The following is a 20310-nucleotide window of genomic DNA, read 5'->3' on the forward strand; positions in this document are numbered from 1 at the left end:
GTCTGCTCCGCAGACACGACGCGCCGTCGCTACGCGACGGAAAAGCCTCGCTCCGCGTGGCTATCGCCACTCCGTGGCGAAGGTGATCCACTCCGTGGATCAGCAACCGGGTCGGAGGCATGGAGCGCTGATCGCTCCGCGATCCACTCTCCATGCCTCCTCAGCTCTGTTCGAAATCGACAACTCGCCTGTTGGCTAAGGTGGGTGACGGGTAGTAGTCCGCTCCGCGGACAACTACCGGCTGGCTAACAGCGGACCTGCCGTCTTACTGCACGGCTCCATGAAACAGGTCCGGGCGGGGGCTAAGCAGTGTGGCCACCCTCCACGGGCCGACCTGGTGGACGCTTCCCCATGAGTTTGATGGAAGCAAAAAACTATGGATTATCTGAGATGCTGGTCTCCCCTTCTTCAGGGGATGCGGTCCGGTGTCGAGCCAGTCCTCTGCAGCAACCGCGTCTGATAATCCGCGAGTTGGCCAGCCTCCCGCCCCCTACTTGTGGCTAAGCAGAGCCGCAGACCGACAAGTAGGGGGTCCTGAACGACGTAACAGCTACGAGTTCGGCGTACCTATGCGTCACTCACCTCATCCATGACTTGATCCCCAGGGCCCTTCACTGCGTCGATGCCGCAACCGAGCATGCTGCGTGCGGAGTCCAGCGAGATGAACGGGCTGGTGTGTGCGCCGAGTACCCGGAAGGTGTCGGCTTGTTCTACCTTGAGTTGGCGATAGCTCAGGTCAAGCGTCGCCCGTACGGCCAGATCTCCGGCCCGGAGCTCGTCCAGCCGGTTTCGTTCGTCGGTAAGTTTGGCGGCCAGGACCGCCACGGTCCAGGTGCGCCTGGCGGCAAGACGGGACGCCGCGATGCGGATCGCCAGGGGCAGGAAGCCGCAGGCATCGACCACGTAGAGGGCCATCGCCCGCTCCCTCTCCACCCGTTCCTCTCCCACAATGCGCGTGAAGAGCTGGATGGCTTCCTCTGGTGACATCACATCCAGGTCCACCATGTGCGCCCCTGCCAGGTCCACCAGTTGTACCCGGCTCGTCACCAGAGCCGCGCAGCCCTCCGTTCCGGGCAGCAGTGGACGAACCTGCGCCGCGTCCCTCGCGTTGTCCAGGAGCACCAACACGCGGCGGCCGTCGAGCATCGACCGGTACAGCGCCGCTCGCTCTTCCAGTGTGTCCGGGATCGCCGAGCCCGCTGTGCCCAAGGCACGCAGGAACGCGCCCAGTACTGTCTCCGGCTCCGCCGCCCGGTCCCTTGTTCCCTGGAGGTCGACGTACAGCTGGCCGTCGGGAAAGTGGGCGCGGGCCGCGTGCGCCACATGCACCGCGAGTGTCGTCTTGCCCACGCCGCCGATGCCGGCGAGCAGGGAGACCGCCATCATTCGGCCCTCGGCCGAGGCCAGGACGTCTTCGAGCCCCGCCACGAAGGACGCGCGCCCGGTGAAGTCGGGTACGGTTGCCGGGAGTTGGGCGGGGCGTATGACCGGCCTGTGGGGCTCAAGCCTTCTTGGAGGGGGCTCCGTCAGGCCCGGGTCCGCCTGCAGAATCTGCTGCTGTAGTTCCTGCATCCGCGGACGCGGGTCCACTCCCAGCTCGTCCGCCAGCAGGCGCCGCGTGTCCGCGTACACCGCCAGTGCCTCCGCCTGGCGCCCGCTGCGGTACAGCGCCAGCATCAACAGTTCGCGCAGGCGCTCGCGCAGGGGGTGCGCCGCTGTCAGGGCGGTGAGCTCGGAGACCACCTCCGCGTGGCAGCCCTGTTCCAGGTCTATGTCCATGCGGGACTCGAGGAGTTGCAACCGCCATTCCTCGAGTCGGACACGCTGCGCCTCCGCGTAGGGGCCCGGCAGTCCCGCCAGCACTTCGCCGTCCCACAACGCCAGCGCGCGGCCCAGCGTCTCCCGGGCGTGGCTCAGGTCTCCCGCCGCCCTCGCCTTGCCTGCCTCGGTCACCAGTTCCTGCGCCACCGCCAGGTCCAGCGCGTCCTCGCCCAGCGAGCGGATTGCGTACCCGCCCGACTCGCTGACCAGGACGCCTGGGTCCAGGGCCTTCCGCAGACGCGAGGCGTAGGTCCGTACCGCCGCGAGTGCCTGTGCTGGCGGCTCGTCGCCCCACAGTGCGTCGATCAGTTCGCCCGCAGTTGCCGTACGGCCCTCCCGCAGCAGTAGCGCGGCTAGCAGGGCCCGTTGCTGGGGGGAGCCCGTGGGCAGTGGCTCCTCCCCGCGCCAGGCGCGCACTGGTCCGAGCAGGCTGAAGCGCAATCTCGGTGCCCGAGCCCGGGCTGGAGGTGCAGCGGGTGCTGTCCGCTGCGCGGGTGGGATCGCCTTGCGGGGGGCGTGTCCTAGGGCGCGTCTCCATGCGTCGCCCCACAAGCGGTGCTCTGTTTCAGTGACCCCGCAAGCGACCAGGAACCCAATCAGTTGATGCTCGTCGCGCGGCACCGTCTGCCCCTGCACGATGCGATGAGCGGTGCTGTGTGGCAGCCTTCCCCACTCCCCCGCCCGTTGCTCCATGTCGCGCACCGTGGGCCGGCCGGCCCACGCGTAGAGCTCCTGTAGGCCGGCCTTGAACTTGCCGATGGTGTCGAGGTACATCGGACTCGGCGCCGGGCGAGCGTCGCCAGACCCGTAGTGGCCGCCTCTGCGGGCCTTCCTCCACAGTTCCATCGCCACATCGACCGGAGCGCAGCAGGCCTGCGCGTAGGCCTGGACGGCGCGCGCGCTGGGCACGCCGTGTCCTGACGCCGCACGCTGGAGCGTCGTGGCGTGGCATCCTGCCCGGTCCGCCAGCTGGGCGTAGGACCATCCTCCGGCCGCGCGCTGAGCGCGCAGCCAGCAGGCCAACTTCTCCAGCGCCCCGTTGGAGGTGGCTACCGGTTTCTCCCTGCGCCCCACGGCCGGTGCGCCTACGGTGTCGGGATCGCGTTCGCCATCCGCACGATCAGTGGCCACAGCCGTTGCCCTGTGCCCCGCAGTGCCAGCAGTGTGCCCGCTGCGGTCAGACTGGCGCCGCTCAGCACCGCCAAGGTCGTTGATGTGTCCAGGCCGCTGCCTGCCATCACGCAGGCCAGTACGACGATCACCACGGCATCGGGTGTCGAGAGCCTGTGGTGGGGTGCGCCGTTTACAACGCACCCCACCACGCGAGATGTGTGGGGCATGTCCTGCCTCCTGAGTTCAACGCCCGCGCTGAGGGCGCGTCGGCGTGTTGCGGGCTCCAGGTGTGTCGCTCAACTGGTGTTTGCCGACACCGAGATGAGCACCTGCATCGTGGCATTGCCCCCTCGCGCTAGGCGAGCCCTCCACGGTCGTTGATGCGCTGGTGTCCACCGTGCGGAGCGTCGGCATCAATCGCCGTTGAGGGAAGTCGTGGCTGTGAGCTGGGGTAGGCATCGTGGAGCGCCCATGGGGCCAGGCCCATCCGGGGGATAAATGCGGCGCTATCCCAAGTTGGACCGTGCCGGCGATCGTCGTCCTGGGCGTCGGCTCCGCGCCATTACTGAGATCATCGGAGCCCTGGCCTGGTGATACGTGCTTGGCGAAGGTGCCTGTCGGCAGAGAGGCAGCATGGGGCCCTCAGGTTCATCGAACATTTTGGGCTTCGCGAGAAGCTCTCTTCGTCGGAATCGTCCGGCTACTCCTGAGAGTTGCGGGCTCCACCCATGCGATCAGGAACCAGCGGGTAGACGTTGCCGCGTCAACCGCACAGGATCGGCGCTCTGACCTGGAGCGCCGATCCTGCATGTCGCCCGTGCCCGCCGCTGCGTTGTGAACACGGAGCCTTGTACGCCTGTCGGTGACGTGGGCCGGGGAAGATCCTCGCGTGGGGGTGTCTGGCTTGAGGCCGGATGCTCTTACTCGGATTCCCGGGTGGTCCAGTCCGCTTGGAGGATCTCTGCCATCAAGTGGTCTTGTTCTTCGGTGAGTTGACCGGCGTTCCGTTTGGAACGTGCCTTGCAGAGCCACGGTCCGATCATGATGCGTTCTCCGTCGGCCTCGATCCATTCCCGGGCATCGGGCGGGCGGTTCCAGTGTTCGACGAAGAGCCGCAGGATCTGCGCGGTCTGCTCGAAGGAACGGCGGGTCCGCTTCGCTGCGAGAGGGCTCATCTGCCTCGCAGGGGGCAGAGGGGTGGCGGTCGGGGTCAGCCGCAGGCGTCCGAGGAGGTCGCGTTGTCCGGGGGCGAGCCGGTCCCAGGTGGAGAACTGGCGCTGCAGCCAGCTTCCCACCTTCACCTCGTCGATCACCGTGTCGCGGCGCAGCGTGGCGGGGCTGTGGCCGGCTTCGATGTGGCGTCGCAGGAGGTGGTATTTGCGGTGCCAGTCGGGGCCGTGCGGGAGGGCCCAGTGCGGGTCGAGGGCGGTGAGCTGGGCGTGGCGGTCGGGGTGGAGGCGGTGGTTGCGGGCGAGGGCTCGCTGGCTGACGAGGAACTGTCCGCCGGGCTCGTGGAGGGGGATGGCGAGATGGCCGTGCTCGGTGTGGAAGGCGGTGACGGTGGTGAGGTGGCCCTGCCAGATGGCTTCGTGGTCGTCCCAGATCATGCCGAGCGCGTCGAGTTCGGCGATCCAGTCCTCGGTGAGGATGCCTTGTCTGCGGGCGGTGCGCTGGCCGGCGATGAAGCTGCCGAGCCGGTAGCCGTAGGCGTCCTCGTAGTCGGTGGGGACGCGCAGGTGGTGGTGTTCGGCGTGGAAGCGGGTCGCGGCCGCGAGGCCTGCCCGGCGCGGGGCGGAGAGGGCTGCGTGGTCGGCGGGCCAGGCGATCAGGTCCATGGCCCGGGCGATGCTGTCGGGGGCGAGGGTGAAGTCGAAGCGGAAGCGGCGGGCGAGGAGCGTGCGGGTGCCCTGTTCCAGGCGGTGTTCGGCGGTGGTGCGGGGCGCGCGGGCGGCGATGGTCTGGTCGTGGTGGCGCAGGGCTGCCGTGACGAGCCAGAGGGCTTCGTAGGGGGTGCCGAGGAGGTCGGTGGGATCGGCGCCGTGGGGGATGTAGGCGGGGATGACGAGGCTGGCGGTCTTCGTGGCCCGGGTGGGAGGTTTGCGCAGGGCACGGCCCAGGGCCTGGACGATGCGGCGGACGCTGGCGGTGCGGTCGGCGAAGACGACGGCGTCGACGGCCGGCAGGTCGATGCCCTCCCCCAACACTTGGGCGTTGGTCAGCACGGCGCGGTCGGCGGCGGCGAAGTCGGTCAGGATGTCGTGGCGCTGGCCGGGGCTGTGGGTGCCGTTGATCGACTGGACCACCAGGTCGCCCGCCCAGGCGGGGCGTTGGTCCTCGGCGAGGGTGCGCAGGGTGTGGGGGAACTGGCGGGCGAAGTCGGTGGCGTCGGCGACCTGCTGGAAGTACACGATCACGTGGTGGAGGTCGTGTTCGGCCATCGCCTTGAGGACCGCCAGGTGCAGTGCGGTGGTGCGGCGGGCGGCCGGGCCGAAGCCGGCATGCGTGTCGGGGGTGGTGAGCACGGTGCACAGGTGGGTGTCGGTGATCGTGGGGACGACCAGTTGGTAGTCGGCGAGCACTCCGTCCTCGATGGCGTCCGCGTGGCTGTAGGTGTGCAGGCGCGGGCCGAAGGTTTTGGGGTCTGCCATGGAGGCGACGAGGGCCGGGGCATCCCAGGCGGGTGCGGTCGCGGCGGTGCGCTTGGGCTGGGGACGGGTGGTGGGTGCTTCGGTCAGGCGGGGCGGGTCCCATTCGTAGGGGGTGGCGGTCAGGTAGAGGCGGCGGTCGGCTCGGATGCGGGTGGGGTCGTGCAGGACGGTCCAGTCCTTGTCCCAGCTTCCCGCGGTGCGGTGCGCCTCATCGACGATCAGGAGGTCGAAGGTGGGTGCGGGAGCGCGAGTGTGCTGGGTCTGTTCGATTCTCGGGAGGGAGTCGAGGGTGACGAAGACGGTGGCGTGCTCGTGCCGGGCCAGCCAAGTCGCCAGGAACTCCGGGTTGTTGGTGCTGTGGACAGCGGCCCCGGCCAGGACCGGATGCCTGGCCGCGGCCAGGGACGAGATGGCCATCATCGCTTCCCGGCGTCCGTCGTTGCGGGCCGTCTGGGCCCACTGGGAGATGAGGTCCAGGCTCGGCACGGCGATGAGCAGGTGCCGGGCGTCAAGAGCCTCGGCGGTCCGCAGCGCGGTGAGTGTTTTGCCGGTGCCGCAGGCCGAGACCACGTGTCCGCGGGTCCGCGCGCGTGCGAGGTGACGTGCCGCGCTGTCGACCGCCCGTTGTTGGTCCGGGCGCAGTGAGAGCCGGGCAGGGCGGGCCTGGGAGGCGGTGACAGCCGAGATTTCAGCGAAGGGCTCGTCGGGGGACGACATGGGGCAGGGTCCTCAGTGCGCGAGGGAACGGCGGTCGGCGAGATCCATCGTGCCGTGTGTCCTTCGCTGAATGGTGTTGCGGGAGGGCGGGGCGGTCGGCGTGGGTCGTGTCCGTGCAACGCTAGGCGAACAGAGCTTGTACCAGGACTGCTTGGAGCATTCCTTCTTCCAGGCCGGCCGTGATTTCGGCTGCGGAGGGGTCCCCGGTGAGGCCGGTGCACAGGACCGCGCAGGACTCCTTCTGAACCATCTTCCACATCGCGTCGGACAGGACAGTGGGTGGGACACGGATGGTCGGCGTCTCGTCAAGGGTGGGGCCCTCGTGGTAGAGGCCCCTGAAAGTACGGTCCTCAGGGGCGAAGACTGCCTTCCATTTCTGGTGGGCCTCGGGGATGACGTCTCCCTGCCAGGGCGGCCAGGTGAAGCGGCTTCGATCGACGTCGGTCTCGTCCGGGCGGGGGGAGGCCGGGTCGGTGACGGTGCTCAACACGATCACGATCACGTCGGTGCCCAGAGTGAATTCGTTGATGAGTTCGGTCAGGCGGTTGACCTGTACCTGTGAGGTGGGGAGCGTGACATGGGTGAGGCCGATGTTGAAGGCGGGCAGCCGGCCGGGTGAGCGGGGCGGTGTCGTCATGATGCCGGAGTACTCCTGGTTGAGGTCGTTCCGTTTTTTCGCGCTGGTTGACTGCGGTGCGTGTGGTGATGCTGGCTGGAGACTCGGTTTCCGGGTCTGTCGGACGGGTGCAGCAGGCGTTCCGGCGGGTCCTGTACAGCCGTGTGTGCAGGAGGGCGGAGCAGAGGGACGCCCGTACTCCTATGGTCTGCTGGTGTGCGGCGGTTCAGGTTGTGCTGTGCCGGTGGCGTGAGGTCCAGCGCATGTCGAGGGCTTCCAGGGCGTCCAGTTGTTCCCGGGAGAGGGTCTGCGGAGCTCGCCGTTTCTCTGCGAGCCACCTTCCCAGGCCGAATTCGGGGCCGTCTTCGCAGATGTAGTTGTAGGGAACGTCCAGGTGATGGTGGCGGCGACGGTAGGTGTAGGCGGCCTGCAGTCCTCGGGCGAAGGCCCGTTGGGAGGCGCCGCGGGGACGGCGCAGCAGGAGGGCCAGGGGGTGCTCGATGGGGAGGTCGCCCAGGAGGTATTGCTGGTAGGTCTCGAGTCTGCCGAGGTTGTCGATCTGCTCGGCCAGCCAGTGGGTGAGTGGCGGTGCAGTGCCGGTGAGTTGGTGCGGGTCGGGGAAGATCAAAGTGTTGTCGCGCGCGGCGGCGTGGGCGTGGGCGTAGGTGCGTTTCCATTCGGCTTTGCCTTTGGCGTTCCACCAGGGGTAGATCTCGTTCAGGGCCCGTTGGTAGCAGTAGGGCAGGCGGCGGGTGGTGGCTTCCGTTCGGCGGTCGGCGAGCCAGCGGCCCAGGTGCATGCCCTGGTGGTGTTCGGCCCACCGGGGTGCGAGGTGCCCGTGGCGGGTGACGTAGTCGCGGGCGATGAGGAGTTTGCGCTCGATGCTGTGCGGGGGGTGTTCCCAGATCATGTCGAGCGTGTCCAGGGCTGCGATGCGTTCGGGCAGGAGCAGGCCGTTCTTGCGCATGGAGCGCTGCACCCCGGTCCACCAGCCGAGGTGGAAACGGCCCTCGAGGTGGAGGCTGGGAACGTCAAGGTGGCCGCGCTGGGTGTGGAAGTCGGTGGCGACCTCAAAGGCGGCCTCCCATACGCGGTTGGGGGCCATGACGTCGTTCAGGTCGAGGACGGGGATGATCTCGTCGGCGCGCTCCGGGGGCGGGGCGAGCTGAGGTCCGGCAGGGTCGGCCGGGTACCGGAAGTGGTCGACGAGGTGGAAGGTGTGCTCGTCGTAGACGTCGAGGTCGATAAGGACGCGGTAGATCAGGTGGAAGGCGGTCTTCTTGACGGCCTCTGCGAGGGTTTCGCCGGGGGCCATGTAGATGGGGATGACGATGGTGGAGATCTTGCCGTCGCCGGGGGTCTGGCGCAGGGCGCGTCCGATGGACTGGATGATGTCGATGGTGCTGGTCTTGGGGTGGGCGAAGAGCAGGGAGTCGATGGCGGGGATGTCGACGCCTTCGGAGCAGCAGCGGCAGTTGGTGAGGACGGCCCGGCGGGGCGGCTGCTGTGAGGCGGGGGTGTTGAGGGGGGTGTCGGCGAAGGCGGTGTAGTTCTTGTGGCGTTCGAAGGGGTTCTGCCGGGAGCTGACGGTGCCGACCTGCAGGGGGGCGTGGTAGGCCGGGGGCATGAGGGCTGCGGTCTGATGGAGTGTGTCGGCGCAGACTTCCGCCGCGTCGATGCAGGGGTGGAAGGTCAGGGTGCGGCGCAGGTCGTAGCGGTGCTGGGCGACCAGCAGGGCGACCTGGGCGGCTGCGGCACGCAACGCTTCGCCGCTCCAGGTGTTTGCGGGGAGCCGGTTCAGGAGACCGCGCAGGTCTTCGTCTCTGATGACGACGCCGGCGATGCGGTAGTCGGCGAGGAGTCCCTCGTCGATCGCTTCTCTCAGGGAGATGCGGTAGACGACGGGCCCGTAGATGCTCACGTCGTCCATGGAGGCGATGACGGTGTCGGCGCCGATGCCCTGGGCGCGGGCTTTCTTCTCGTCGAGGACACGGGGCGTCGCGGTCATGTAGAGGCGGTGGCGGGCGGGCAGTTTGTCGTCGTGGTGGATCCGGGCCCACGGTTTGTCGTAGTCACCGGCGGTGCGGTGGGCTTCGTCGGCGACCACGACGTCCCAGCGGGGCAGGTGGAAGTCGCGGTGGGCTTCGACGACCTTGTCCAGGGAGTCGTAGGTGCAGAACACGTTGAGCGGTCCGTGAGTGCCGGCTGCCTGCCCGGCCAGTTCGTCGCCGGTGTGGACCATGGTGAGGATGCCGGCCAGGTAGGGGTCCGCCGGCTTGTCCGAGGAGCAGACGCCGAGGTAGCGGCCGGGGCGTCCTTCGCGGTGCCATACCGCGGCGGTCTGCTCAAGCAGCAGCAGGGAGGGCACGACGACCAGGCAGACGCCTTCGGGCACGGTTTCCTGGACGGTGTGCAGGGCCACCAGGGTCTTTCCGGTGCCGGTGGCCATGTAGACGCTGACACGGCGGTAGCCGTCGATGAAGCTGCTCACGCAGGCGTCCGCGGCGCTCTGCTGGCGTCCGCGCAGGCGGGTCTTCAGGCGAGGGGCAGAGGCGAAGGTGGTTGAGTCCGGGCGGATGCGCGTCGTCGTGGCTATGGCCCCTCCCCTGGTGACGGCGTGCGCGAGCACCTGGTTTCCAGGGTGGAAGGGGTGTGCGGTACCGCGGCAGGACGTTCGCCTGGGTTCACCCGAACGAGTGCCGGCGCTCTTGACCTCCCGCTGCCGGGCCGGTCACGGTGCCCGTGGCGGCAGCTTCGGCGGAAGGACGGCTGTGCTGGACGATCTTGGCCTGTACGGGCCTCGCAGGGCGCTGCCGCTGCGCGTGGGGCCGGTGGCGGGTGAGTCGACAGGGTCGTTCGTGAACCGGCTCGCGCACGCCAACGGTCTGAGCCTGGCTGATTTCCTCGACCGGGTCGGGCAGGGCGAGGCGTCCGCGGATCCCGAGCGGGTGGAGAGGTATCCGCAGTGCACCGAGATGTACGTGAACGAGGCGGGGCTGCGGTATCTGGCTGTCCTGGCTGACCGGTCGCCTGGTCTTCTGCGGCAGGATCTGCCCAGTCTGGGCGCAGATCGGCTGCTGGCGGGCGGACAGGAGGAAGCGGCGGAGTGGAGGTGGCCCTGGGAGCCGATGGCGGGGCATCTCGTGCGGCATTGCGCGCTGTGCGGTGATGAGCTGGGGGCCGGCGAGGCGGTGTGGCTGATGTCGCCGGACAGCTGGCAGGTGTGCCTGCGGCACGGTTGCTGGTCGGACGACTCCCGCGGCCGTGGTCCGGACTTCGTGGAACTGGCCGAACTGCCCGAGACGGTGACGGCGCACGGCGTGCGGCAGGAGCTGGCCGCACGGTGGGGGCCGGCCGGTGAGGAGTTGTTCGCCGATGCCTTCCAGGTCGCGGTGTACTGGTGGACGCGGATGCCGGACACCGTGTGCTGGGTGCAGCGGGCCTGGACGGCTGGGCTGGACGCGCGCGAGATGAGGGCGGCCCCGCTGGTGATCTACCCGGAGGCGGCACGGCTCGCGCGGGCCATGCTGGACTTCGAACGCGCGGGGCAGCGGGATACGGCGGGCCGGGCCCGGTGGCTCGCGGGTGTGGAACAGCTGATGGCCGGGTGGGGGGTGGACGTGACCGAAGGACGTCAGGCGTTGCTGGTGTGGCTGGGGCGCCACCGTATGGGAGTGCCCGCTGCGTCAAGTCCGGCGGACGGGTGTCGCCTGATGCTGGCGTCGGGGCACGAGCGGATCGCGTCCCGGACCGGTTCGGTGGGCCAACGCTCCTGCCTGACCTGGCAGTTGGGCATGACGGCCGCCGAAATGTAGGCCGTATACGGGTGGAGGGCCCGGAACCGTACGGTTCCGGGCCCTCCACCTGGCAGTAGCGGGGACAGGATTTGAACCTGCGACCTCTGGGTTATGAGCCCAGCGAGCTACCGAGCTGCTCCACCCCGCGTCGGTGAACCCCACCGTACGTCAGGGCGGCGGGCGCCGGAGACCATTTTCCTGCCGGCCGCCGGCTACGCGGCGAAACCGATGTTTTTGACGTACTCGTACTGGCCCCACTGGGAGCCCAGATCGGGCAGGACGTCGGCGGTCCATGCCTCGTCCAGGCCTTGGTGGTCGCCAGCCGCCCAGGATCCGACGATCTTGTCCCAGCGGCGGACATTCATCGTCCGGTGTGCCACCACCCGCTGGAGCTGGCGCGCCACGCCGGACTGGTCGAGGGGGTGGATCTCCACGCGGGTGCCGCGGCCTTCGCGGTTGAGGCGGGCGGTGAGGTGGCGGGCGACGTTGCGGCGCCGTACCGCCCTGTAGGCGGCGTCGATGCGTTCCAGGTTGGCCTTCGAGGGACGGCGTGTGCCCTGCATCCATGCCTTCAGCGTCCGGTCGCTCACTGCCAGTCCGGCGTCCTTGGCTGCCTGCCAGGCCCGGTCCGACGTCGTCAGGTAGTGCAGGCGTGCCATCAGGCCCCGTTTGACGGTCACCGGGGTGGCGATGTGGCCGGCGAGCCGGTCGAGCTGGCGGGCGACGGCGTCGCTGCCCTTGATCCCGCTCGCGCCGAACTTCCCGAAGTCGATGTTCTTCTCCGGCATCTACTGCTCCTCCCCCGTGCCGGCTTCGGCGTCGGTTCCGGCGCTGTACGCGTCCTTGACCTTGACCTCGGTAACCGAGCGGCCTTCGGGGAAGACACGGCGCCAGTCCCCGATGACGTGGAGTTCGTCGGTTCCCATCGCCCGGACGACCGTCAGTGACGCGTCGTGGGCCTTGAGCGCCTTCATCCAGAGGTTGGCGAAGGCCTGGGAGCGGATGATGTGCATCCAGTCCGGGCGGTAGAGCTCCCGGTTGTAGTTCGACTCCCCCATCGTGGAGACGAACTTGGAGTACATCGCCTTCACGTACTCCAGCGTCAGCTCGTCGCCGTCTGCGATCGCGGTGTCGCGGGCGTCCTTGAGGGCGATCCGGAACTTCTCCAGGAGGTTCTCGGTGGCGCCCGAGGTGTACGACTCGTGGATTTCGGGCGGCTTGCACAGGCGGTGTTTCGGGCCCGACAGGCGCAGCAGCAGGCGCAGGGTCGGTTCGGTGACCCACAGGGGGCCTGGTTCGTCGCGCTGGCCGATCGGGTTGGGCAGCACCGCGTCGTGGTCCCAGGCGGGCGGGGTGATCAGGTGGACTCCGGCGCGGCGCCGGTCGTGGGCGAAGCCCGTGGAGTGTTCCAGCTGGCCGAGCGGGAGGTGGGTCTTGAGTGCGCTCAAATAGGCGCCGTTGATGTCGAGCGCGGTGACCTCGTGCTTCCCGGGCGGCAGTTCGGTCCGCGTCCACTTCGGGCGGGCCTCCCAGATCTGGTCGGCACCCTTGGAGGTCTGCTTCCTGAGGATGTCGGGGATCTGGGGGTGGGCGATCACGTCGTAGCGGGCGCCCTTGCGGGTCTCGTCCAGCAGGCGCATCGCGTCCGGGATGGCCCGCTTCAGCAGTACGGCGCTTGCGGCTTCGACATCGCCCCGGTGCTCGGCGAGTGCGGCGTGCACCGCCTCGTGGATCAAGTCGGCCGGCCCGGACGATTCCTGGAACGCCCGCCCGCGCGGGACCGTGTCTTTCCGGCCGGCCGGCCGGGGCGAGTGTGCAGTGCGCGGCTCTTGGGCCTGGACGGATGGCGCGGTGGGCGGGGGCTTCGGGGTTTCGACGGGGGTTGTCTGGCAGTCGGAGGGGTCCAGGTGCTGGGCGAACCCCGCCACGCGTTGTTCGGCGGGACGGCCGCACAGCACACACGGCTCGGGCACGGCGAGCAGTTCTACGTCGTCCTCGTCCTGGCCGGGTACCGGCGAGGACGTAGAGGTGACAGCCGCCACGGGCTGCTCCTCAGCCGGCTCCGCCTCGATCTCGGTGGCGAGCTTGGCGTTCAGTCCGTCCAGCAGATATGCGTACTTGGTGCGGGCCTCGCCGGCCGGGTCCCGGCCGCCCTCCCATCCACTGAGAGTGGAGGGGCTCACGCCGAGCGCACGTGCCACCTGCGCCTTGGACAGTCGGGCCCGCTCCCGCAGCTCGCGGCGCACCTGGTGGGGCGGGAGTTCGGCCTCGTGGCCGACGGCGTCGAGCAGCGAGTCGATCGCGTCGAAGTCGCTCACCGGTCTCTCCCCTTCGTCTCGGTCCGGACGGAACGGCGCCGGTCGGCAAGCAGCACCTCGCACGCTCTGGTAGGACCCGCCAGCAGGTCCAGCGCACCGATGCCGTAGTGCTCGGCCAGGACATCGACGTCGCGCAGGCTCCACGAAACAGCACCCGACTGTCGGCGCGACACCTGCGTCTGCGTCAGTCCCAGCACCCCCGCAATCGACCGCTGCGAGTCACCCGTCACCTGCATCAACGCGGCCACCGTCAGCCGCAACGACTCCTCCAACGCCAATCCCATCCCCCTATCCTACCCGATTTCATGCAGCTTTCGCATTTAAATTAGCTTTTTACTATCAATGATGCGCAGAGGCTTCACCCGGCTCACGTGCGAGCTGAGAGCCCTCGCTACGCGGTCTCTCGCCCAGGCCGGCAGTTCAGTGATGGGGACCGCTTTACTCACGCGGAATCCGGCGGGCCGCGCGCCGGGCCTCCCGCCTCGCCCGGCGGGCCTCTTCAGCCGCCCGGTCGGACAGGCACCGCGGGCACACAAGGTCCAGGACGCGGCGGTGCAGGGCCCGGCGCAGCCGGGGCCCGGGAGGCAGCGGCCACCCACGGCAGTGACGGCGCACCGTAGGCGCGCGGGTGCCCAAGAGCGCAGCAACCACAGAGGCGTTGCCGGCGTAGGCGGCCAGGAGAAAGGTCATCTGTGCCTGGTGGCCGGCCGGGAACCGGTCGGCGGACTCGTCCTGCTCTTCCGGGCGGAGGAAGGAGTCGTGGCGCTCGCAGCGCGGCACCTTCCTGTTGTTCCGGGCGTTGCCCGGCGAGCTGGTGTTCATGGCTTCAGGAACCTGCCAGGGGCCGTCTGTGGACAGCGGGCGGCCTCGATGCCTGCGGCAGAACCGGAGAGCGGAGCGGCTGGCCGCAGAGCGTGCGCTTTCCTCCGCTGCAGCGCGCTTTGTGTATCCGGCCCGCCTTCTCCGTACGACTGATCGGCTCCCTGTCACCGGGCTACCGGGTCGGATCCATGCTGATCGGGGAGCTGCCGGTGGGTCACCGGCTCGCCGCCGGCCACTACCAGACGCCGGCGGGGCGCCGCCCGCACTGGTCGACTCTGACGCCCAGCAGCGCGGCACGTCCGGCTCGTCGGGGGCGAGAGAGCGGCGCTGGCATCCCTCGCCCGCTTACAAAAAGCTGTTACGGCCCTGCCGCCCACCCTCCGCGGGTTCCCGAGGACAATTCAGCGTGCCGACGGGTTTCCGTCGGGGTGTTCGTGGATCCAGGAGAGGCCGCCGAGGTCGAGTCGCTGGCGGGTGCGGGTGACGGCGACATAGGCGAGACGGGCTTCGCTGTCGCTGATCGGTCCGGGGACAGGGCGGCCGGTGTCGTCGTGCTTGTCGGTGTCCTTCGGAGGGGTGAAGTCGTCGGCGATCTTCACGCGGGGCCATTCACGGCCTTTGGCCTTGTGAGCCGTTGACACGGTCACCTCGGCCTGTTGCTCCGGCGTGAGGTGAGCGAGGGCGGCCAGGATGGCGTCGGCGCCGTGGGTGTCGACGAGGTCGACCAGCGGCTGCAGGTCCCGTCCGGCCGGGTCATGGGCGGCGTAGTCCTGCAGTTCTCCCCAGGAGGGGAACAGCACCAGTTCGGGGTGGGAGGTGCGGCGGCCCTCCTTGAGGTCGCGAGCGGCCAGGGCCAGAGCGCGCAGGCTGCCCCCTCCCCCGGCCAGCCCTACCCGGTGTCCGGCGGCCAGCAGGTCCATGACGTGGACCATGGCGCCGACGTTGGTGCGGCACAGCACAGCGTCCGGCTGGACGAGGTGCCCGAGTTCGGTGGGCACCGCGGGGGTACCGGTCAGGCGGATCGGCGCCTCGGCGATGGCCAGCCAGCGGTTGGCCTCCTGGGCCAGGTGGGGACCGAAGCGGAAGGACTGCGACAGGACGAGCTGAGTGCCCTCGAAGCCGGTCATGACGTCTTTGGCGCCACGCCACTGGTAGATGGCCTGGGCGGAGTCGCCGACCATCACCAGCTGGGCGTGGCCGCGCTGATCGAGAAAGACCTGCTCGACGACGGGGTTGGTGTCCTGAGCCTCGTCCAGCAGCAGGAAGTCCGCGTCGATCTTCGGCTGGCTGAGGGCCCAGATCTTCAGGTAGTGGTCGTGGTCGAAACGCGCGGCCCCGTCGTCGGGATGCTGCAGGTCGGCCCATGCCTTCTCGGCGAACGGCACGATGTGGGCGGCGAGTTGGGTGTGCAGGTCCTTGTCTTCCAGACCGCGCAGGCGGGGGACGTGATGGCGGGTGATCGTCTCGTCGGCGGTGTGGCAGAAGCCGGCCACGGTGCGCAGCATGGCGTTGGAGAGGGTCTTTTGTGAGAGGTCGCGTTCGCCGATGCGGATCGGCTTGGTGATGCCGAGGGCCTGCCCGGTCTGCCAGGCCGGGCGGCGGGGGGCGTTCAGGCGGCGGGCGTAGCGGTGGCCGACAGCCGCGTAGGCCAGCGCGTGGGCGGTCTTGCACTGCACGGTGTCGGGGAAGCGGGTGCGTGCGTCCTGGGCGATGGCCCGGTTGTAGGCGAGGTAGCGGCCGCGGCGTTTGGTGGTGCGGGCGAGCAGAGTCAGAGTGGTGGTCTTGCCGGTACCCGCGCCGGCCTGCAGGGCGAGGTGCTGGCCGGCGTGGAAGGCGTCGGCCGCGGCCGTCTGTTCGTCGGTCGGGTTCATGCGGGGGCTGCTCCGGGGGTTCGGGTCAGGGCGTGGCCGACGGCTGCCAGGAGGTGTGCGGCCGTGGTGCCCGCGAGCAGGTGCTGCACGGCCCGGTCGAGGCGGTCGGTCTCGTCGCTGGCGTGCTGGGCCAGTGCGCGGTGCAGGGCCAGCTTCACGAAGAGTTCCGGGCTCTGACCCGCTTGGTGGGCGGCGTGGCGGATCGTGGCGCGGGCCGCGGGCGGGAAGGCGAGGTTGAGCAGGACCTGCCCGCTGGTGTCCGGGTAATGGGTGGTGATCACGTCCACGGGGAGCCGCGTGGCGAGGCGCTGGCGCAGCCGGTGTGCGGCGTGGCCGGGGGTTTTGGCGCGTACGAGGGTCATGAGGCGGGTGGTGTCGTGGTTGGCCGCGAGCGGCAGTACGCGGGCGGCGTCACGTAGTTCGGCCGGGGCCAGGGGGCGGGTGAGGAGGATTTCCAGGGCGTGGTGCGGCATCGTCATCTCTCCCTGCTGCCGTGTGCCGGCGGATGGGGCGGACCGGTGCGGAGGTGCTGTGCGTGCAGGAGGGGGTCGAAGACCTGCCATCCGGCCAGCGCCAGGTCGGCGGCGCCGTGGGGGGCGGCGTGCGCGGGGCAGTGCTGGAGGCGCCAGCGCCGTTGTTCGGCGTGGGGCAGCCGGCTGAGGTCATAGACGGCCGTCGTCTGTTCGGCCAGAGGGAGCTGGCCGCGCCGGGGGCCGACGGGCAGTTGTCTCCAGGATCCGGCCGGGCCGTCGGGGGTCAGGAGGGGGCTGGGGCAACGGTGGCGGCGGTGTGTCTGGGCCACGCAGCGGATGCCCTCCAGGGGGCCGTCTGCGAGGTAGAGGACCAGCAGCATCCGCACGACCGGGCGCTCGCCGGTGACGGCAGTCGCTGCGCCGGTGGGGGACGTCGTGGGGGTGAAGGCGCCGGTGTCGATCAGGCGGCGGGTGCGTACGGCGAGTTGGCGGCGTGCCGACGCGAGAGGGCGGCTGATCCGGCAGACGGGCGTGCGCTGCGGGCAGAGCACGGCGTGCGGGATGCGGCACCAGGCGCTGCCGTCGTCGTGCGGGTGGGCGATGCCGGAACTCAGGTGCCAGCGGCAGGAGGCGGGGATGTGGGTGGTGGCCAGTTCGGCGGGGTGCAGGGCGATGGGTCGTCCGTCGGCGCGCTGGTAGAGGTCTGTGCGGTTGCCGCAGCGGTGGCAGCGGCCGCTCTGGCCGGCGCGCAGCAGGCGGCTGGGGCTGGTGGCCGCCACCCGCAGCGGACGGCGTACCGGCACGGTGGGGGTGCTGCCGTCCCAGTGGCAGCCGGTGGGGGCGGAGTTGGGGTGCATGGCGAGGACCGTGCCAGGCGGCACACCGTGAAGGCGGGGCTGGCGGGAGGGTAGTCCCCCGGGTGGCCCAGCAGTATCGAATACCAGCACGGTACGGCGTACGTGCGTTCTGTACGGGTTCGCCGGTCCGGGTGATTTACGGCGCGTGCCGGGCCGGGGAGGGGCGGGGTCAGGCGCCCTTGGGTCCGGGCGGGGTGTGGTCGTCGCAGAGCGGGCCGAGCAGCCGCTCGATGGGGACGTCGAAGGCGTGCGCGAGGGCGTGCCAGGTGGTGACGGTGCCGGCGGCTCGGCCGTGTTCGAGGTCGATCAGCGTGCGCCGGGCCAGGCCACTGCGCTCGGCGAGTTCGTCGAAGGTCCACCCGCGCGCGTTCCTCAGCCGCGCCAGCGTCACACGCAGGGCGTTGCGGTCCGGGTCGGGCGGCAAGATCGTCACCCCACCATCCGACGGTGCAGACACCTGCCCTGTCAGTGCGGATTTCTGCACTATCAGTGCAGGTGAGCGCGCTGGACACCCGCCCTGCGCAAGTGCAGGGATCTGCACTACGGTGCGGGCGGCCCGGCGTGCGTACCGGGAGACCACCGCACGCGGCCGGCGCGGGCCGGACCGGAAGGGGACAACGAGCCGATGCGGCTTGCCAGCACACACGCCACGGTGCAGCGCATCTGGACAGTGCACCTGCGCCCGCAGACGGGCGGACCGGCTCTGGCCTGTCCGCGCTGCACACCCGGTCCTGTCCTGCCGGCCGCCTCCGCCCGCTCGGCCGCTCTCACCCATCTGGCGCGCCACGCCCGCGCCGACGTGCTGCCCGGACATCTGCGCACCTGCCAGTGCCGGACGAGGGGCTGCCACTGGCACCCCCGCCACCGCGGCTGCGCGGGGCCCGTCCTGCTCGCCCTGACCTGCGACCGCAGCGGCCGCGTGTGGCGGCTGGCCGATGCCTGCGCCGCCTGCGCGGCGGCGATGAGCCACACCGCCGTCGTGCCCTCCACCCTGCTCGCCGCCGGCCGCGCCCAGCCGGTTGCCCGCACGCCGGACGCCGCACGCAACTCGCCGCCGTTCGGCCCGGCGGAACAGCGGCGTGTACGCGAAATGCTCACCTACCTCGCCGCGGCGCTGCCCCGCTTCTCCTCCCCCGCCGCCCGGCTGCTCGCCCTGCAGTGCGCGCTGCGCGCCGACCGCCACGGACAGATCCGCCTGCCTCACGGGTTTTTGCGCGGCATGCGGCTGCACGGCCGCGCGGAGCTGTGGCTCGAACTGGAGCACGCCGGCTGGCTGCACCCCTCCGGAGGCAGACGCTCCCCTCTCCAGGCGCAGTTGCTCGACGCCGCCGTCCTCCACCAGACCCCCGGGCGCACCGCGCGCATCCGCGCCGCCCAATGGGCCCTGCACCCCACCCCACTGGCCATCTCGCCCGCCCTGCCCTCCGCCCTGCGGCTGGCCTCACTCGCCCTGGCCGCCCACAGCACTGCCGGGGCGGGCGGAGGCGAGCCCGATGTCCTCACCCGCCAGTGCGGGCAACCGCTCCAGCAGCTGGAGGACCTCCTCGACCAGCTGGTCCGCGCCCGCCTCGTGAGCAGTTGGCACCATCATCACGACAGCGACGAGATCCGGTGGGAGCTGTCCGCGCACTCCCCGCACGGCGAAGACACCGCACGATCCGAAAGCCTCTCACGGCAGCCGGGAAGCAGTCCGTGATGGGCCGTCAGTGCTGCGGAAGCCCGTGCCGCTGCCGGGGCGGTGCGCCCCGGCAGCGGCACGGCCGGCGCCCTCCTCCCGCCCCGGGACGGGAGTGCTCAGCGGCGGGGAAGGGCCAGGAGGTTGTTGGTCAACCGGCCGTCGGCACGGGTCTGCAGGTACTTCTCGCCGCGCTGCGGGGTCACCACGACGACCTCCGCCCGGTGCCCGCCCGCATCGCTCGTGTAGGCCTGTCCCTTCTTGTCTTCGATCCAGGTGACGATCTGGGCCCGGGTGTTGTCGCCGGTCTTGCCGTCCGACTGGTCGGTCCACCACAGGTGGGTGATGTGCTCGTGCATGGTGCCGCCGGACAGGCGTACCGCGGTGATCTGGATGGCCATGGTTCTCTTCTGCCGGCCTTGCCCGACGGGGTTCCGGAGCCGGCGCCGGGACCCGTCACCCCGGGTGCGGGGTGCTTCGCCTGGGACGGACGACGTAACTCGCGGGTAGCGGAACGGGAGTGTCCTGGAGGGGCTGGCGGGGCGTCAGGAGCAGTCCAGGCAGCGGTCGCTGCCGTCGGCGAACATCGCGGGCGGATGCTGGATGAAGCATCCCGGGCACAGATGTCCGTTCGCACGCGGTGTGCATGAGCAGCGGCCGCACTCGGGGCAGTGGGGGACGCGGCAGGCGGAGCAGGCGGGTTCGAAGGAGCGGTACTCCTCGTCGCAGTGTGCGCAGAGGTAATCGCCTGCCTGGGGTCCGGTGTCCTTGGTGGGGGGCGTGAAGCGGCGCCAGGGGGCGGAGTCGATGACGAGGACGGCGACCAGGTAGCCGCCCATCGGCGCGGTCTGCGTGTGCAGTTCCCGTCCCAGGATGCCGTCGCGGTAACGGACTTGGGTGCGCCCCTGCGCGCGCCCCCGGCCGGAGGAGCGGGCCCGGTCGATGACCGGGATGTCGCCCTGGAAGCTTCCTCGGCGCAGCGGCCGCAGGCCGTGGGAGGCGGCGAAGGCGATCCGGCCGCCGTCATCGAGCAGGAGGATGTGTCCGGGGGCGGGCAGACGCTGGACGGCGCGCACGCATACGGCCATGCGGGAGGCGGCTCCCGCCCGCCACAGGCCGGCGACCGTGTCAGCGGTGGGGCCGGCGGCATCCAGGTGGTGGTCGACGAGCGGGGTGGGCAGCAGGATCTCGGCGGCGAAGGCGTCGCAGGCCGCGTCCTCCAGCTGCAGGCCGCCGTCGGACTGGCTCTCGAAGGCCTCCATCAGGTCGAAGCTGTTCTTCTGGAGGTGGTGGCCCAGTTCGTGCAGGGCGGTGAAGTCCCGGCGGGCGGGGCTGGCCGCGTCGGCGACGGAGATCAGCGCAGGCGGCCCGACGTCGTAGGCGCCTGCCACACTACAGCGGGAGCCGGTCTGGGTTTCGGGGACGAGGTCGACGGTCAGTTCCGGCCAGGTCCGCAGTTCGGTGAAGGCCGAGCGCGCCAGGCGCTGTGCTGCGCCCGGGGTGTGCGTCTCCAGTTCCGCCAGCATCGCGGTGGCCTGGTGACGTGCGGCAGCCGCGAGTACGTAGTTGACCACAGCTGACC

General features: G+C 70.2%; 16 protein-coding genes, 1 tRNA gene and 2 pseudogenes. 2 read left to right on the top strand and 17 right to left on the bottom strand.

Annotated features, from left to right (window positions below; all coding sequences use genetic code 11):
- Positions 1-585: 585 nt before the first annotated feature.
- The 6 genes and pseudogenes from SPR02S_RS51435 to SPR02S_RS51455 all read right to left on the bottom strand — a co-directional run.
- Positions 586-2322 (bottom strand): annotated as a pseudogene (locus SPR02S_RS51435) (AfsR/SARP family transcriptional regulator); the annotation flags it as partial.
- 360 nt (positions 2323-2682) lie between these two features.
- A pseudogene (locus tag SPR02S_RS65495) lies at positions 2683-2952 on the bottom strand (helix-turn-helix domain-containing protein); the annotation flags it as partial.
- Positions 2907-3161 carry a hypothetical protein gene (locus SPR02S_RS58355; RefSeq protein ID WP_052347210.1) on the bottom strand — a complete coding sequence of 85 codons (255 nt, stop codon included), beginning with the start codon at positions 3159-3161 and terminating at the stop codon, positions 2907-2909. The pseudogene SPR02S_RS65495 and the gene SPR02S_RS58355, both read right to left, overlap by 46 nt.
- Positions 3162-3854: 693 nt before the next feature.
- Positions 3855-6299, bottom strand: coding sequence for a DEAD/DEAH box helicase (locus tag SPR02S_RS51445; protein WP_019064876.1), 2445 nt, complete (start codon positions 6297-6299; stop codon positions 3855-3857).
- Between the two features lie 121 nt (positions 6300-6420).
- On the bottom strand, positions 6421-6936 hold the full coding sequence (locus SPR02S_RS51450; RefSeq protein ID WP_019064877.1) for a hypothetical protein: 516 nt from the start codon (positions 6934-6936) through the stop codon (positions 6421-6423).
- Between the two features lie 205 nt (positions 6937-7141).
- Complete coding sequence (locus SPR02S_RS51455; protein ID WP_019064878.1) at positions 7142-9544, bottom strand: DEAD/DEAH box helicase; 2403 nt, start codon at positions 9542-9544, stop codon at positions 7142-7144.
- Positions 9545-9686: 142 nt separating this feature from the next.
- On the opposite strand from SPR02S_RS51455, the gene SPR02S_RS51460 reads away from it, so the two are divergent.
- Entirely contained in the window at positions 9687-10730 is a 1044-nt protein-coding gene (locus tag SPR02S_RS51460) for a TniQ family protein (protein ID WP_019064879.1), read from the top strand.
- 56 nt (positions 10731-10786) lie between these two features.
- On the opposite strand, the gene SPR02S_RS51465 is transcribed toward SPR02S_RS51460, so the two are convergent.
- The 9 genes from SPR02S_RS51465 to SPR02S_RS51505 all read right to left on the bottom strand — a co-directional run bounded on the left by SPR02S_RS51465 (position 10787) and on the right by SPR02S_RS51505 (position 17486).
- Positions 10787-10860: transfer RNA gene (locus SPR02S_RS51465), tRNA-Met, on the bottom strand.
- A gap of 64 nt (positions 10861-10924) precedes the next feature.
- Entirely contained in the window at positions 10925-11500 is a 576-nt protein-coding gene (locus tag SPR02S_RS51470) for a hypothetical protein (protein ID WP_019064880.1), read from the bottom strand.
- Positions 11501-13030 (bottom strand): helix-turn-helix domain-containing protein, encoded by a 1530-nt coding sequence (locus SPR02S_RS51475; RefSeq protein ID WP_019064881.1) that lies wholly within the window; start codon positions 13028-13030, stop codon positions 11501-11503.
- Entirely contained in the window at positions 13027-13314 is a 288-nt protein-coding gene (locus SPR02S_RS51480; protein ID WP_019064882.1) for a helix-turn-helix domain-containing protein, read from the bottom strand. The genes SPR02S_RS51475 and SPR02S_RS51480 overlap by 4 nt, the downstream gene beginning before the upstream one ends.
- Positions 13315-13468: 154 nt before the next feature.
- Positions 13469-13852 carry a hypothetical protein gene (locus SPR02S_RS51485; protein ID WP_026151670.1) on the bottom strand — a complete coding sequence of 128 codons (384 nt, stop codon included), beginning with the start codon at positions 13850-13852 and terminating at the stop codon, positions 13469-13471.
- Between the two features lie 401 nt (positions 13853-14253).
- Positions 14254-15723 carry a UvrD-helicase domain-containing protein gene (locus SPR02S_RS51490; protein WP_019064884.1) on the bottom strand — a complete coding sequence of 490 codons (1470 nt, stop codon included), beginning with the start codon at positions 15721-15723 and terminating at the stop codon, positions 14254-14256.
- Positions 15720-16202, bottom strand: a complete 483-nt coding sequence (locus tag SPR02S_RS51495; RefSeq protein ID WP_019064885.1) for a hypothetical protein — start codon at positions 16200-16202, stop codon at positions 15720-15722. The genes SPR02S_RS51490 and SPR02S_RS51495 overlap by 4 nt, the downstream gene beginning before the upstream one ends.
- Positions 16199-17053 carry a DUF6083 domain-containing protein gene (locus SPR02S_RS51500; RefSeq protein WP_019064886.1) on the bottom strand — a complete coding sequence of 285 codons (855 nt, stop codon included), beginning with the start codon at positions 17051-17053 and terminating at the stop codon, positions 16199-16201. The genes SPR02S_RS51495 and SPR02S_RS51500 overlap by 4 nt, the downstream gene beginning before the upstream one ends.
- A 169-nt stretch (positions 17054-17222) precedes the next feature.
- Positions 17223-17486 (bottom strand): helix-turn-helix transcriptional regulator, encoded by a 264-nt coding sequence (locus tag SPR02S_RS51505; RefSeq protein WP_019064887.1) that lies wholly within the window; start codon positions 17484-17486, stop codon positions 17223-17225.
- 192 nt (positions 17487-17678) lie between these two features.
- Between SPR02S_RS51505 and SPR02S_RS51510 the strand changes: the two genes are divergently transcribed.
- Complete coding sequence (locus SPR02S_RS51510) at positions 17679-18749, top strand: hypothetical protein (protein ID WP_019064888.1); 1071 nt, start codon at positions 17679-17681, stop codon at positions 18747-18749.
- A 98-nt stretch (positions 18750-18847) separates the two neighbouring features.
- Here the strand turns inward: SPR02S_RS51510 and SPR02S_RS51515 are convergent, their stop codons facing one another.
- Entirely contained in the window at positions 18848-19129 is a 282-nt protein-coding gene (locus SPR02S_RS51515) for a DUF3892 domain-containing protein (RefSeq protein ID WP_019064889.1), read from the bottom strand.
- A 144-nt stretch (positions 19130-19273) separates the two neighbouring features.
- The gene (locus SPR02S_RS51520; protein ID WP_019064890.1) at positions 19274-20302 is read right to left on the bottom strand and encodes an ImmA/IrrE family metallo-endopeptidase; all 1029 of its coding nucleotides are present in this window, start codon (positions 20300-20302) and stop codon (positions 19274-19276) included.
- Between the last annotated feature and the right edge of the window lie 8 nt (positions 20303-20310).

Origin of the sequence: Streptomyces prunicolor NBRC 13075, assembly GCF_000367365.1 — a bacterium.
Classification (GTDB): Bacteria; Actinomycetota; Actinomycetes; order Streptomycetales; family Streptomycetaceae; genus Streptomyces; species Streptomyces prunicolor.